Here is a 14,100-nt window from a genome sequence, read left to right on the forward strand (position 1 = left end):
CGCTCACGAGTACGACCTCCTCTGGTCCGGCGGCGGGATCTCCGCGCCCTTGTACTCGACCGGGATGCCGCCGAGCGGGTAGTCCTTGCGCTGTGGGTGGCCGTCCCAGTCGTCCGGCATGAGGATCCGGGTCAGTGCGGGGTGGCCGTCGTAGACGATCCCGAACATGTCCCAGGTCTCGCGCTCCTGCCAGTCGGCGGTCGGGTAGACCTCCACGACCGACGGGCAGTGCGGCTGGCCGTCCTCGTCGCCGTTCCAGTCGATGGCGACCTCCAGCCGGATGCGGCGGCGGAAGGTCATCGAGGTGAGGTGGTAGACGGAGTGCAGCCGCTGCGGCACGCCCACGCCGTAGTCCACACCGGACACCGAGCTGCACAGCTCGAAGCGCAGCGCCTGGTCGTCCCGCAGCATCTTGCACAGCCGCACGAGGTAGGTGGGGTCGACGTAGTAGGTGATCTCGCCGCGGTCGATGGTGACCTGCAGGATCGACTCGGTCGGGATGTCGCGCTCCCGCATGGCGCTCAGCATCCGGTCGGTGAACTCGTCGAACCAGTCGCCGTAGGGCCGCTCGGCCGGGGCGGAGACGTGGGCCGGCAGGCGCAGGCCGCCGAAGCCGGAGGTGTCACCGGAGCCCGAGACGTTGAACATGCCCTTGCGGGCCTTGCCGGTGACCAGCGGGTCGGCGCTCGGCCTGGCGAGCGCGTCCTCGGTCGGCGGCCGGAGGTCCTCCTGCCGTTCCGCGCTGGACCACTTGTCGCCCGGTGCTGGTGTGGTGGGTTCGTCAGCCATGTCTTCTCAGTTCACTTCTTCGCGTACTTGACGGAGGAGGCGACCATCTCGGTCCGTTTTCCTTCCGCCTCGCGCAGCGCCGCGCGGCGGGCGTTCAGTGGCTCGTCGGCGATCTTCGCGTGCAGCTTGAGGATCGCGTCGAGCAGCATCTCCGGGCGCGGCGGGCAGCCGGGCAGGTACATGTCGACGGGCACGATGTGGTCGACGCCCTGGACGACCGCGTAGTTGTTGAACATGCCGCCGGAGGAGGCGCAGACGCCCATGGCGAGCACCCACTTGGGCTCGGCCATCTGGTCGTAGATCTGGCGCAGCACCGGGGCCATCTTGTTGGTCACCCGGCCGGCGACGATCATCAGGTCGGCCTGGCGCGGCGTGGCGCTGAAGCGCTCCATGCCGAACCGGCCGATGTCGTAGCGCGGGCCGCCGGTCGTCATCATCTCGATGGCGCAGCAGGCCAGGCCGAACGTCGCCGGCCACAGCGAGTTCTTCCGGCCCCAGTTGACCAGCTTCTCCAGGCTGGCCAAAAGGATTCCGTTGGGAAGCTTCTCTTCGAGTCCCACCGTTCCGCCTCCCCCGTCAGTTCCAGTCGAGCCCGCCGCGCCGCCACACGTAGGCGTAGGCGAAGCCGAGCGTCAGGATGAACAAGACGATCTCCACCAGCCCGAACATGCCGAGCGCGTCCGCGGAGACCGCGAACGGGTAGAGGAAGACCATCTCGATGTCGAACAGGATGAAGAGCATCGCTGTCAGGTAGTACGCCACGGGGACACGCCCGCCGCCGACCACCGGCTGCGGCGAGGGCTCGATGCCACATTCGTAGGGCTCGAACTTGGCCCGGTTGTAGCGCTTGGGTCCGACCAGCGGACCGAGCAACGCGGAGAACGCCGCGAAGGCCGCGGCCAGCACGAAGAGCAGGAGCAGCGGGAGGTAACTTCCCAGCCCTGCCGAGACGTTCTCGTTCTGTGCTACAGATGTGACAGCCGCGAGTGACACCTTCGCCGTCCTTTCCCCGCTTCCCGTCGGGCACCTTATGGGGCTTCCCGACGTTGCTGCTGGTTAGGCTTGCCTAACCCTGACTTTGTGAAAATCTTCACAAGCTTTGGCGTGCTGCGTGTGAATCGCTTCACAAAGAACGAGGCTCAGTCTAGAACTCGAAAAATCCGGACGTAACACAGGTTGGCTGTTTGCGGGTCACCCTTCCAGGTCGCGGGCTTTTCTCAGTGGCGAGGCCAGGATCGGGACCCAGACGAGGGCGAGGGCGGCCGCGCCGGCCGCCAGCGCCGCGCGGGGCGACACCGCCTCGCCGATCACCCCGGCCGCGGCCGCGCCCACCGCCAGCGCGCCCGTCAGCAGGAACCGGAACGACGCCGTCATCCGCCCGAGCAGCCGGTCCGGCGTCACCGACTGCCGGAAGCTCACCAGCAGCACGTTGTTCGAGCCCACCACCGCCGTCACGACCACCCACCCCGCCCCCGCCAGCCACATTGGCGGTCCCTCCGCGACGAACGGCATCCCGAACCCGCACGGCGCCGCCACCAGCGCCCCCAGCACCGACAACCGGCCCGCGCCGACCAGCCTCGCCAGCCGCCCGGCCAGGAGCGAGCCCACCAGCGTGCCGAGCCCACCCGTCGCCAGGAACAACCCCAGCACCGCTGGTGACACCCTCATCTCGTCCACCAGCACCACCGGCAGCATCGTCAGAATCAGCACGATCCCCAGGTTGACCAGCGCCCCGGACATCGCGATCGCCCGCAGCACCCGGTTCCGCGCCACGAACGCGACCCCCTCGGTCATGTCGTGCCACAACCGGGCGCCCGAGGACACGAGCGCCGGTTCGCGGTGCCGGACCCGCAGCACGCACCACGCCGACACGAGGTAGCTCACCGCGTCCACCAGCACCGCCACCGGCGCGGTGACCAGCGCGACCAGGTACCCCGCCACGCCCCGTCCGGCGATGTCGTTCACCGCGTCCATGCCGACCAGCCTGGTGTTCGCGGCCAGCAGCGCCGACCGCCCGACCACCTGCGGCACGTACGACTGGTTCGCCACGTCGAAGAACACCGTCCCGATGCCACACAGCAGCACCACCGCGTAGAGCTGCCCGATGTGCAGCACCCCAAGCCACCACGCCACCGGCACCGAGCACAGCACCGCCGCCCGCGCCACGTCCGCCGTGACCAGCACGGGACGGCGGCGCAGCCGGTCGGTCCACACGCCCGCGGGCAGGCCGATGACGAGGAACGCCACCGTGCCCAGCGTGGCGAGCAGGCCGACCTCCCCCGGGGTGGCACGCAGCGCGGTCACGGCGATCAGCGGCGTCACGACGTACCCGACGGAGGTCCCCAGCCGGCTGACCGCGGCGGCGGCGAAGAGCAGACGAAAGTCACGGTTCACGCCGACGAAGATCACACGGCCCCACCACGCGGCCGACTGATTTAGGCTCCGCTGAATGCTGGAGCTGTCGTTCACCGCGGCGGACGTGGCCTACACGCGGTTCGCGTTCTCCCCCGTCTGGGAGGTCGTCGCCTCCGTGCTGGTGCTGAAGGGCGAGCTGGGCCGGGACATCCACCCGAGGTGGACCGCCATGGCCACCGACCGTCTCCGCGGCTTCGACTGGCGCCCGCTCGGGGACCTGGTCCTGCCGCACGCACGGGTGATCCCCGCCTTCGTCTGCCCGCCGCCCGCCTCTCCCCTGCCGGACCTCGACACCGAGCTGGCCGTCCTGCGTGCCACGCCGGCCGACCAGATCGCCCGCGAGACTCGAGCGATCCCCGCCATCACCACGCCACCGCCGAGCGCCGACACGCTGGCGGACGTCGTCCAGGAGTACTGGGACCGCGCGATCGCGCCGTTCTGGCCGCGGATCAGGACGCTGCTGGAGGCCGACGTCCGGTACCGGGCGCGGCGGCTGACCACCGGCGGCGCGTCCGCGCTGTTCGCCGACCTCAACCCGGCCGTGCGGTGGCGGGACGACCGGCTGCTCGTCGACCACCCGCTGGTCTCGGCGCGCCGCGGGTTGCGTGGCAGGGGGCTCCTGCTGGTGCCGTCGGCGTTCGTGTGGCCGCGGGTGTTCTCGATCACCGTCCAGGGTTGGCAGCCGACGCTGCGGTACCCGGCGCGGGGCGTCGCCGGGCTGTGGGCCGACCGGAAGGTGTCGCCGTCCGCGGCGCTCGCCGGTGTGCTCGGGCGGGGCCGGGCGCGGTTGCTCGCCGAGCTGGACGAGCCGGCGTCCACGAAGGACCTGGCCGGACGGACCGGCATCACACCGGGTGGGGTCAGCCAGCACCTGACGGCACTGAGGGCCGCCGGGCTCCTGACGTCGCACCGGGTGGGCCGCGAGGTCCTCTACGCGCGTACCGACATCGCCGAGTCACTGCTCGGGAGATGACCACCGCTCGGGAGATGACCGCTCCGGACATGACAGAAGGGGTGCTCCGCCCGCACGACGGAACACCCCTTCTTTCGTGGACCACTCACTCCTGGTTCAGGTAGTACAGCAGTCGCAGGATCTCCAGGTACAGCCAGACCAGCGTGGTCATCAGGCCGAAGGCCGCGTACCACGCCCACTTGGACGGCATGCCCGAGCGGATCATCTGGTCGGCCATGTCGAAGTCGAGCAGGAAGTTGAACGCCGCGATGCCGATGACGACGATCGAGAAGATGATCGACAGCGTGCCGCCGTCACGCAGCGGGTTGAAGCCGAAGAACGACATGATCAGGTTGATCAGCATGAGCGCGCCGGCCGCGACCGTGGCGCCGATGATCCCCTTGGTCAGCTTCGGGGTGACCTTGACCGCACCCGTCTTGTAGACCACGAGCATCACGATGAACACCAGCGCCGTGGCCATGATGGCCTGCAGCGCGATGCCCTCCACGACGCCGGAGAACACGCCCGTGATGGCGCCGAGGAACAGGCCCTCGGCCGCCGAGTAGGACAGCACGAGTGCCGGGTTCGGCGTCTGCTTGAAGATGACGATGAGCGACAGCACGAGGCCGGCGATCAGGCCGATGATCAGCGGCGGGAACGGGCTGATCGTCCCGCTGTACACCGCGATACCGGTGATGATGCCGACGACGAGCGCGAGGCCGACCGTGATCGCGGTCTTGGTGACCACGTCGTCGACCGTCATCGGGCGGTCGGACGTGGTGGGTGGTGCCTGGTAACCGCCGTATCCCGGCGCACCCTGGGGCTGGGTCTGGAAGCCCGCGTAGCCGCCACCGAGCCCGCCGCCGCGCGGCAGGTTCCGGAACGCGGGATTACTGGTAGAACGCACCTGTTCCTCCTGGGCCTGTATGGCTCCTGCACGGCTACAACGTCCAGCCAGGCCGGCTGGTTCCCGGCAAGTAAAACAGACTTTACCCTCACCGGTGTGGTCGTCGTGAGAAACCTTGCCCGAAGACTAGTTGTGACGACGCCACCCCGATCAGGGTCCCCCAGTTCAGCTACTACTCTCCGTTAGCCTCACGGAGCATCACTGGGAGGCGCGATGGACCGGCGCTGGGGACCGATAGCCACCGGGGTCGCGCTCGCCCTCACGTTCCTCGTCCTGATCGTGCTCGGCACCGGCGGCGGCCCCGCCGCGCCACCTCCCTCGGACGAGACGCCGGTCGCGCAGGGCAAGGCCGCGCCGCCGGACTGGCTGCGCAGGATGCGGCCCGGTGAGAAGCCGCCCCAGTTCGTGCTGTTCTCGTTCGACGGCGCCGGGTCGCACGACCACTGGCAACGCGTCCTCCCGATCGCCCAGAAGGCGAACGCACACGTCACCGGCTTCCTGTCCGGCCTCTACCTGCTGCCGGACCACCTGCGTGGCGTCTACCACGGCCCCGGGCACGGCGCGGGCCGCGCGTCGATCAGCTTCGGCGGCACGGACGCCGACGTCGCCACCCGGATCAAGGACCTCAACGCCGCGCTCGCCGCCGGCCACGAGCTCGGCACCCACTTCAACGGCCACTTCTGCACCGGCAACGAGCCGAGCGTCGCGGCCTGGTCGAAGGAGGACTGGGTCGTCGAGCTCGACCAGTTCTTCGACATCCTGCGGGACGCGGCCGCGCGTGGGCTGCGGGTGCCGGAGAACGAGGTCCGGGGTGGCCGGACCCCGTGCCTCGAGGGCAACCCCGACGTGTTCCTGCCGGTGCTGGGCGAGCGCGCGATGACCTTCGACACCAGCCTCACCTCCGACGGCATCGCCTGGCCGGAGCGGCGGGACGGCATCTGGGAGTTCTGGGTGCCGGTCGTGAAGGTGCCCGCGCTGGGCAACCGGAAGGTCACCCTGCAGGACTACAACCTCTGGTACGCCATGAACGGCGCGCAGGAGGACCCGGCCCGCGACGCCGAGTTCACCGCCGCCACCCTCGACACGTACCGCGCCGCCTACCAGGCCGCGTACAACACCAACCGCGCCCCGCTCACGATCGGCAACCACTTCAACGACTGGTCGGGTGGCGCGTTCAGCCGGGCGACGGAACAGTTCATGACCGAGGTATGCGTACGCCCCAACACGGTGTGCGCGACGTACTCCGAGGTGCTCGACTGGATGAAACTGCAGGACCCTGCCGTGCTCGACACCTTCCGACACAAGCCGCACGCACAGATCACTTGATGGGATGCTGTCAGCCGGCGGAAGGAGCACGTGATGGCGACCTACCTGGTGACAGGGGCGACCGGACTGATCGGCCGGCACTTCGTGGCGGAGGTCCTGGCGCGGCCGGACACCGAGCGGGTGTGGGTGCTGGTGCGGGAACGCTCGCGGGAGCGGCTCACCGAGGTCGCGCGGGACTGGCCGGGCGCTGACAAAGTCCGGCCGCTGGTCGGGGACATCCGCGCGGATCGGCTCGGCATCACCGACGAGCAGGTCGCCGAGCTGACCGGGACCGTCGACCACCTCGTCCACCTGGCCGCCCTGTACGACATCGCGGCCGACGACGACGCCTCGATCGCCGCGAACGTCGAGGGCACTCGGCACGTGCTGTCGCTGGCCGAGGCGCTGCGCGCCGGCTGCCTGCACCACGTGTCCTCCGTCGCCGTCGCCGGCGACTACCACGGCCGGTTCACCGAGGAGATGTTCGACGCCGGCCAGCGCCTGGTCACGGCCTACCACCGGACGAAGTTCGAGTCCGAGCGGCTCGTGCGGACCCAGTCGGACGTGCCGTGGCGGATCTACCGGCCGGCGATCGTGGTCGGCAACTCCGCGACCGGCGAGATGGACAAGGTCGACGGGCCGTACTACTTCTTCTCGGCACTGCAGCGGCTGTCGTCGGTGCCGAGCGTGCCGTTCGTGTTCCCGGACATCGGCGACACCAACATCGTGCCGGTCGACTACGTCGCGAACGCCATGGCGCACCTGGTGAACCGGCCGGGCCTGGACGGCCGCGCGTTCCACCTGGTCAACCCGGCACCGCAGTCCGCGCGCGAGGTGTACAACGCGTTCGCGGGCGCGGCCGGGGCGCCGCTCGCGACCGCCGAGCTCGGCTCGCAGTTCGCGAAGCCGCTGGTCAACCTCATGAAGCTGGCCGAGCACGTGCCGGGCGTGACGATCGCGCGGGACGCGTTCCTCGACCGGCTCGGCATCCCGCCGGTGGTGCTGACGACGCTGACCTTCGAGCCGGTCTTCGACTCGACCGAGACCCGCCGGGAGCTGGCCGACTCCGGCGTGGACGTGCCACCGCTGGCGGACTACGCGGACGTGCTGTGGCGGTACTGGCGCGAGCACCTGGACCCGTTCCGCGCACGCCGGTCCGGGCAGCGCGGCGAGCTGGACGGGCGGCGCGTGGTGATCACCGGCGCGTCCTCGGGCATCGGGCGGGCGGCCGCGCTGAAGGTCGCCGAGGCGGGTGGCGTGCCGCTGCTGGTCGCGCGGCGCCAGGCCGAGCTGGAGGAGGTGCGCGCGGAGATCGCGGCCGCGGGCGGGCAGGCGTTCGTGTATCCGTGCGACCTGACCGACGACGAGTCGGTCGACAAGATGGTCGCGCAGATGCTGATGGAGCAGCCGGGCGTCGACATGCTGGTCAACAACGCCGGCCGGTCGATCCGGCGGTCGGTGCAGCTGTCCTACGACCGCATGCACGACTACGAGCGCGCGATGGCCATCAACTACTTCGGCGCGGTGCGGCTGATCCTCGCGCTGCTGCCGCACATGATCGAGCGGCGGTTCGGGCACATCGTGAACGTGTCGTCGATCGGCGTCCAGGGCATCGCGCCGCGGTTCTCCGCGTACGTGGCGTCGAAGGCGGCGCTGGACTACTTCTCCAAGATCGTCGCGACGGAGACGCACGGCGCCGGGATCACGTTCACGACAGTCCACATGCCGCTGGTCCGGACCCCGATGATCCGCCCGACCAAGATCTACGACGCGTTCCCGACGAAGTCCCCCGAGCAGGCGGCGGAGATGGTGATGGACGCGTTGGTCAAGCGGCCCAAGCACATCGGCACGCCGACGGGTCAGGTGATCGCGGCGGCGTACTCGATGGCCCCGGGGCTGGTCGACGCCATCGCCTACCAGGGCTACCGGATCTTCCCCGACTCGACGGCGGCGGGCGGCTCCGGCCGCATGAAGATCGGCAAGGGCGACCGTCACCTCGGCGCGGCCGCGATGGCACTGGCCCGGCTGACCCGAGGTTTCCACTGGTGACCGGTCCGCCGCCCGCGTTCTCGGGTGGCGGCACCGAGGCGGATCGGGACTGTGCCGCCGAGGCGGCCGGTGGTCGGGTGCGGACCTGACGCGCAGTCCACTGTGGGCAGTGCGTTCGCAGGATGTTGCGGACGGTGGTGATCCGAGTACGGTTTCCTTATGGCAGTCGGCGACGACCGTGACCCTGATGGTTTCACCGTGGTGCGCCACGGCTACGACCGCACGCAGGTCAGGCAACGCGTTGCGGAGCTGGCTGAGTCCGCGGAGACGGCGTCGGCCGAGCGCGACGAGGCCCGGGAGCAGTTGGCCGAGCTGCACGGCGAGCTGGAGATCGCCCGCCGTGAGGTGGCCGCGCTGACCGAGCGCCTCGAGGCCCAGGCGGACGAGGAAAGCGCGACGCGGCTCTTGGCCGTCGCGAAGTCCCAGGCCGCCGAGGTGACCTCCCGGGCACGCGTTGCGGCCGACCAGATGTGGGCGGCGGCCGAGGAGGCGTCCCGGTCGATGCGCGACCGTTACCACGCGCTGCTGGCGTCCCTGGACGACCAGCACAACGAGCTGGCCAGGACACACAAGTCGATGATGGCGTCGGCGAAGGCCCAGGTCGAGCAGATGACCACGGAGGCAGAGCGCCGGCGGGAGGCCATCGACAAGGACGCCGAGCAGGACCGGATCCGCATCGACCGCGAGTTCTCCGAGTCGATGAGCACCAAGCGCGAGGCGCTCAGGAGTGAGCTCGAGGAGGCGAAGGCCGCCTGCGAGCGTGCGGTCACCGAACGCCTTGCCGAGGCGACGGCGGAAGCCCAACGGCGCGTCGACTCGGTGACGGACCACGTCCAACGCCTGACGTCGGTCCGCGACCAGCTGAGCGAGCGACTGCGGGACACGAAGGAGCTGCTGGACCTCAGCACGTCCCTGCTGGAACCGGTGGAGGGCGAGGCCGCGACCGTGCCGGACGAGCCGGCCGCAGCCGGCCACGACGACGTGAGTGCGTCGAACGCGGCGACGAAGCGCACGGTCCCGCCGCAACGAGTGTCGAAACGCCAGACAGCGGCGAGCGGCTGACCGGGCCGCGCGCGAGACGTCAGGCGATCCCGTACACCCGAGTCACCGGAATCCGCAGCACCAGTCGCTCGTCGGCGACCATCGCCGCCCGGTACTCGTCCCAGTCGGGATGCTCGCCGGCGACGGCCCGGTAGACCTCGATCAACTCGTCCACCGTCGCGTCGTCGGGCGCGGCCGCCACCGGGGTCAGCTCCGCCTCGCCCTCGGCCACCACATAGGACCGGAAGTTCGGCGCGGCCACGTAGAAGCTCACGCGCGGGTCGCGCCGCAGGTTCTTCGTCTTCGCGCGGCCTTCGGTGATCGACACGCGGATCAGGCGGCGATCGGGGTCGAACGTGTAGCTCACGTTGGAGAGCTGGGGGCGGCCGTCCCTCTTGAGTGCGACCACGACCCCGCTGTGGTGGTCGGCGAGCAGTGCCAGCAGGCGATCTTCCATACCCCGATTCTGCAACCTCCAGCGGGATCGAGGTCAAGCCGCCCGGTCGGCCGCCGCGGCCGCGCAGGTCGCGAGGATCAGCGACGCCACCTGCGCCGGTTCGTCGATCATCGGCACGTGCCCGGCCCGGTACAGCCAGACGTGCCGCGCCTTCGGCAGCAGCGCGGCCGCCCGCCGCGCCTGACGCGGCCACAGGATCCGGTCCCGGGTCCCCCATCCCACGGCCACCGGCACGGTCGGCTCCGGCGCCGCGAACGTGTACTCCCGGCCGGCCTCGGCCACCAGGTCGAAGCCCCGCGCGCCGACCATCGACAGCAGGTCGGCCAGCATGGTCTCCGCGGTCATCCGCGACGGGTGCCCGTAGAGCATGCTGCCCGCCGCCATGCGGAAGTACCGGTTACGCACGAACGCCGCCCGCAGCCACGCGGGCGTCCGGCCGCTCGACCTGATCATCGTCAGCGCCCGCAGTGCCCACGCCCGGTCCCGCGCGTTCCAGAACCCGGCCGGCGCCAGCGCGGTCGCCGACGACACCAGCCCGCGGGAGGCCAGCTCAAGGCTGATAGCCCCGCCGAGCGAGTTGCCGGCGACGTGCGGCCGGCCGAGGCCCAGGTCCGCGAAGATGTCCGCGCACGCCTGGACCGCGTTCGGCATGTCGTAGCCGCGCCCCTCGGGCAGCAGCGGCGAGGCGCCGAAGCCCGGCAGGTCCACCGCGATCACGTCATGCTCGGCGGACAGCGCGTCCAGCACCGGCGCCCACGCCTGCCAGCGATGACCGATGCCGTGCAGCAGCACCAGGGGGCTGCCGTCGCCACGCCGTTCGAACGCGATCTCGATCGGTTCCCGGGCCATGGACCACCTCCACGTTGACTGTTACCGCGAATAACAGTAACTCACGATCCGCCGGCTCAGTACTCGTCGTGAAGGCGCCACCAGTGACTCGGTCCGTCGGTGCCGCGACCGGCCTCCTCCCACGCCTCCTGCCGCCCGAGCGGGGTCAGGTCGAGGTAGCGCAGCGTGCCGACCAGCAGGTCGGTGCCGCGACCGGCGGTGAAGTAGGTCCGGTACACGTCGTCGCCGTCGCGCAGGAAGACGCTGACGCCGAAGAGCGTGCCGGCGCCGCTGTCCTCGGTGAAGTCCGAGCCGTACGTCGAGTACCACGGCACGGTCCAGCCCATCCGCTTCCGGTACGGCTCGCTCTCCTCGAGCGGCGCGGGCGCGGTGACCACGAGGGTGGTGTCGCGGGCGTGCAGGTGCTGGAGGTGTGTCGGCATGTGGTCGACGAGCAGCGCGCAGCCGGGACAGCGGTGCGGGTCGCCGGGATGCAGCATGAAGTGGTAGGTGATCAGCTGGCGACGCCCCTCGAACAGGTCCAGCAGGGACTTCGGGCCGTCGGTCGAGGCGAACTCGTAGTCGGAGTCCCAGCGGACCATCGGCAGCCCGCGGCGCTCGGCGTTCACCGCGTCGAGGGCCTTCAGCGCGGCCTTCTCCTTGACCAGCAAGGCCTCTCGGGCCGTGGCCCACTCCTCGGCCGAGACGACCTCGGGCAGGTTCGTCGTGGTGGTCATCGGATGCTCCCCTCCAGATAGGTGAACAGGTCGTCGAACGCCGAACGCCAACCGTCCAGGTGGCCGTCGCGGTCCTCGACCGTCTCGAAGATCGCCTGGTGGAAGGTCATCTCGGTCTTACCGTCCCGGTCGGCGAGGACGACGGTGACGAGCGTGTCGTGCCCTGGGCCGCCGTCGGGCTCCTCCCAGGCGAAGCTGAAGACGAGCCGTTCGGGCCGCCTGATCTCGTGGTAGACGCCGCGGGCCCAGCGCTCGACGCGCTCCTCCTCGCTGCGGATGCAGATCCGCCACGCGCCGCCCTCGACGAGCCTGGTCGTGCAGGACGGTGCGGTGAACCCGGTGGGACCGAACCACTTCGCGAGGTGGTCCGGGTTCGTCCAGACCTCGAAGACGAGGTCGCGTGGCGCGTCGAGGACGCGGGTGATCGTGAGATCGAGGTCAGTCATCTCGCTCCTCGGCCCGCGTGGCCTCCCGCAGCTCGCGCAGGTGCTCGTCCAGCCGCTCGAAGCTGCCCGCCCAGAACTCGCGGTACTCGGCGAGCCAGTCGGTGGCCTGCTTGAGCGGCGTTGCGTCCAACCGGCACGGTCGCCACTGGGCGGTGCGACCCCGGGTGATGAGCCCGGCGTTCTCCAGGACCTTCAGGTGTTTGGAGACCGCCGGCAGGCTCATGGCGAAGGGCTCGGCCAACTCGGTGACCGAGGCCTCCCCCTGCGCGAGCCGCGCCAGGATGGCCCGCCGCGTCGGGTCCGCCAACGCGCCGAACGTCGTACTGAGCCGATCCACTGCCATGCTGCTCAACCATTCAGTTAATTAACCAACAGGTTGAACATAGCACGCGCCGGGGTCGTGTCAACCACCAGCCGAGTGATCCAGGTAAGCCTTTTCCTCGTCGCTGAACGCGATCGAGTGTGTATTCAGCGTGTTGCCGGACGCGCTCACCTGCGTTAACGCAAACGATTCCGGGAATGGCCCCGGAATCGCTTCACGCTCCGTGTCAATGCAATTGCTGGGAGTTGCGGAGAACGCGCGGATAAATGTACTGGTTGTGCCCCCGACCGGATTCGAACCGGCACTCCACCCCTTTTAAGGGGGCTGCCTCTGCCAGTTGGGCTACGGGGGCAGGCGCAGCCTAGGACGAGATCATGTCGCTACGGAGGGGTTTTCGGAAAAAACCTTCCGATAGACCAATCCGCGATACGCCGGTTGGCTCCACCCACACTGGGCTGTATAAGGCTACCGGTCGGTGTTTCCGAAATCGTTATGTCAGCTTCGTGACACGCGGTCGAAGTCGGCTCGCGGATTGTTGATCTGGCCCATCGAGATGACTTCCCGGCGTAACAGTCCACCCAGTAACCAGTCGGCTACTACGCGGAATTTCCGGTTGAACGTCGGCACCCGCGAGACGTGGTACCCGCGGTGCATGCCCCACGCGATGAAGCCCTTGGCCTTGCGGCCGTAGACGTCCGCGACGCCCTTGTGCAGGCCGAGGCTCGCGACCGAGCCCACGTTCTTGTGGAAGTAGTCCGTCGGCTGCTTGTCCCGCAGCACCGCCACGATGTTCTTGGCCATCTGCTTGGCCTGACGCACCGCGTGCTGGGCGTTGGGCGCGCACAGCGCGTCCGGGTCCTCGTCGCGGCGCGACAGGTCCGGCACGGCGGCGTTGTCACCCGCGGTCCAGACGTCCGGCATGCCCTCGACCCGCAGGGCGGCGGTGGCCTTGAGCCGGCCGCGCTCGTCGAGCGGGAGGTCCGAGGTGGCCAGCACGGGGTTGGCCTTCACGCCCGCCGTCCACACGACCGTGTCGCTGTCGAACTCGGTGCCGTCCGACAGCATCACGTGGCCGTTCTCGAACGACTTGGCGAGCGTCGAGAGGTACACCTCGATGCCGCGCTTCTCCAGCTGCAGCACGGTGTAGACGCCGAGGCTCTCACGCACCTCGGGGAGGATCCGGCCAGCGGCCTCGACGAGCACCCAGCGCAGGTCGTCCGGCTCGATGTTCTCGTAGTAGCGGGTCGCGAACCGGGCCATGTCCTCGAGCTCGGCCAGCGCCTCGATGCCGGCGAATCCGCCGCCGACGAAGGTGAACGTGAGCAGCTTGCGCCGGAGCTCGACGTCCCGTGTGGTCGACGCGGCGTCCAGTTTGGACATGACGTGGTTGCGGAGGTAGATCGCCTCGCCGATCGTCTTGAACGAGATGCCCTGCTCGGCCAGCCCCGGGATCGGCAGGAGCCGGGCGACCGACCCGATCGCCACGACGAGGATGTCGAACTCGACCTGCTCGTGGTGGCCGTCCGGCGCCTCGATCTCGATGCACTTGTTCGCGTGGCTGATGTTGGTGACCCGCGCGGTCAGCACGTGGCAGCGCTTGAGCGTCTGGCGCAACGGCACGACGACGTGACGCGGCTCGATGGCACCGGCCGCCGCCTCGGGGAGAAAGGGCTGGTAGGTCATGTGCGGCTGGGGGTCGATGACGGTCACGGACGCCTCGTTGCCCTTGAGCTTCCGCTGCAGTCCCAACGCCGTGTACAGGCCGACGTAGCCGCCGCCCAATATCACGATCCGCTTCGGTTGCGAAAGTCCTCGACCCATATGTTCATGGTGTCACCCCGATCCTGACAAT

15 protein-coding genes and 1 tRNA gene are annotated in these 14,100 nt (G+C 69.6%); 4 read left to right on the forward strand and 12 right to left on the reverse strand.

The features are described from left to right. Positions 1-3: 3 nt before the first annotated feature. From VET29_RS03445 to VET29_RS03460, 4 genes are all read right to left on the reverse strand, one after another. Complete coding sequence (locus VET29_RS03445; RefSeq protein ID WP_324914510.1) at positions 4-789, reverse strand: NADH-quinone oxidoreductase subunit C; 786 nt, start codon at positions 787-789, stop codon at positions 4-6. Positions 790-800: 11 nt separating this feature from the next. Further along, positions 801-1,349 carry an NADH-quinone oxidoreductase subunit B family protein gene (locus VET29_RS03450; protein ID WP_324914513.1) on the reverse strand — a complete coding sequence of 183 codons (549 nt, stop codon included), beginning with the start codon at positions 1,347-1,349 and terminating at the stop codon, positions 801-803. A gap of 16 nt (positions 1,350-1,365) precedes the next feature. Continuing rightward, a complete protein-coding gene (locus tag VET29_RS03455; protein ID WP_414636438.1) occupies positions 1,366-1,782 on the reverse strand; it encodes an NADH-quinone oxidoreductase subunit A in 417 nt (138 codons plus the stop codon). A gap of 198 nt (positions 1,783-1,980) precedes the next feature. Beyond that, a complete protein-coding gene (locus VET29_RS03460) occupies positions 1,981-3,183 on the reverse strand; it encodes an MFS transporter (protein ID WP_324914517.1) in 1,203 nt (400 codons plus the stop codon). A 55-nt stretch (positions 3,184-3,238) separates the two neighbouring features. On the opposite strand from VET29_RS03460, the gene VET29_RS03465 reads away from it, so the two are divergent. Continuing rightward, entirely contained in the window at positions 3,239-4,177 is a 939-nt protein-coding gene (locus VET29_RS03465) for an ArsR/SmtB family transcription factor (protein ID WP_324914520.1), read from the forward strand. An 85-nt stretch (positions 4,178-4,262) separates the two neighbouring features. Here the strand turns inward: VET29_RS03465 and VET29_RS03470 are convergent, their stop codons facing one another. Continuing rightward, positions 4,263-5,063 (reverse strand): Bax inhibitor-1/YccA family protein, encoded by an 801-nt coding sequence (locus VET29_RS03470; protein ID WP_324914524.1) that lies wholly within the window; start codon positions 5,061-5,063, stop codon positions 4,263-4,265. Positions 5,064-5,276: 213 nt separating this feature from the next. Here VET29_RS03470 and VET29_RS03475 point away from each other — a divergent pair, with 213 nt between their 5' ends. From VET29_RS03475 to VET29_RS03485, 3 genes are all read left to right on the forward strand, one after another. Next, positions 5,277-6,389, forward strand: coding sequence for a polysaccharide deacetylase (locus VET29_RS03475; RefSeq protein WP_324914526.1), 1,113 nt, complete (start codon positions 5,277-5,279; stop codon positions 6,387-6,389). Positions 6,390-6,422: 33 nt separating this feature from the next. Further along, positions 6,423-8,417 (forward strand): SDR family oxidoreductase, encoded by a 1,995-nt coding sequence (locus VET29_RS03480; RefSeq protein WP_324914530.1) that lies wholly within the window; start codon positions 6,423-6,425, stop codon positions 8,415-8,417. 159 nt (positions 8,418-8,576) lie between these two features. Further along, positions 8,577-9,479, forward strand: a complete 903-nt coding sequence (locus VET29_RS03485) for a hypothetical protein (protein ID WP_324914534.1) — start codon at positions 8,577-8,579, stop codon at positions 9,477-9,479. A gap of 19 nt (positions 9,480-9,498) precedes the next feature. On the opposite strand, the gene VET29_RS03490 is transcribed toward VET29_RS03485, so the two are convergent. The 7 genes from VET29_RS03490 to VET29_RS03520 all read right to left on the reverse strand — a co-directional run bounded on the left by VET29_RS03490 (position 9,499) and on the right by VET29_RS03520 (position 14,069). Further along, a complete protein-coding gene (locus tag VET29_RS03490) occupies positions 9,499-9,915 on the reverse strand; it encodes a PPOX class F420-dependent oxidoreductase (RefSeq protein WP_324914538.1) in 417 nt (138 codons plus the stop codon). A gap of 33 nt (positions 9,916-9,948) precedes the next feature. Then, positions 9,949-10,764, reverse strand: coding sequence for an alpha/beta fold hydrolase (locus VET29_RS03495; RefSeq protein WP_324914542.1), 816 nt, complete (start codon positions 10,762-10,764; stop codon positions 9,949-9,951). A 56-nt stretch (positions 10,765-10,820) separates the two neighbouring features. Further along, on the reverse strand, positions 10,821-11,480 hold the full coding sequence (locus VET29_RS03500; protein WP_324914547.1) for a DUF899 domain-containing protein: 660 nt from the start codon (positions 11,478-11,480) through the stop codon (positions 10,821-10,823). Next, the gene (locus VET29_RS03505) at positions 11,477-11,926 is read right to left on the reverse strand and encodes an SRPBCC domain-containing protein (RefSeq protein WP_324914549.1); all 450 of its coding nucleotides are present in this window, start codon (positions 11,924-11,926) and stop codon (positions 11,477-11,479) included. The genes VET29_RS03500 and VET29_RS03505 overlap by 4 nt, the downstream gene beginning before the upstream one ends. Continuing rightward, positions 11,919-12,269 (reverse strand): metalloregulator ArsR/SmtB family transcription factor, encoded by a 351-nt coding sequence (locus VET29_RS03510; RefSeq protein ID WP_324914551.1) that lies wholly within the window; start codon positions 12,267-12,269, stop codon positions 11,919-11,921. Before VET29_RS03510 ends, VET29_RS03505 begins: the two co-directional genes overlap by 8 nt. A gap of 257 nt (positions 12,270-12,526) precedes the next feature. Further along, positions 12,527-12,600: transfer RNA gene (locus VET29_RS03515), tRNA-Leu, on the reverse strand. Positions 12,601-12,743: 143 nt separating this feature from the next. Further along, entirely contained in the window at positions 12,744-14,069 is a 1,326-nt protein-coding gene (locus VET29_RS03520) for an NAD(P)/FAD-dependent oxidoreductase (protein WP_324914554.1), read from the reverse strand. Positions 14,070-14,100: the final 31 nt, after the last annotated feature.

Source organism: Actinophytocola sp., assembly GCF_035634895.1.
Taxonomy (GTDB): Bacteria; Actinomycetota; Actinomycetes; order Mycobacteriales; family Pseudonocardiaceae; genus Actinophytocola.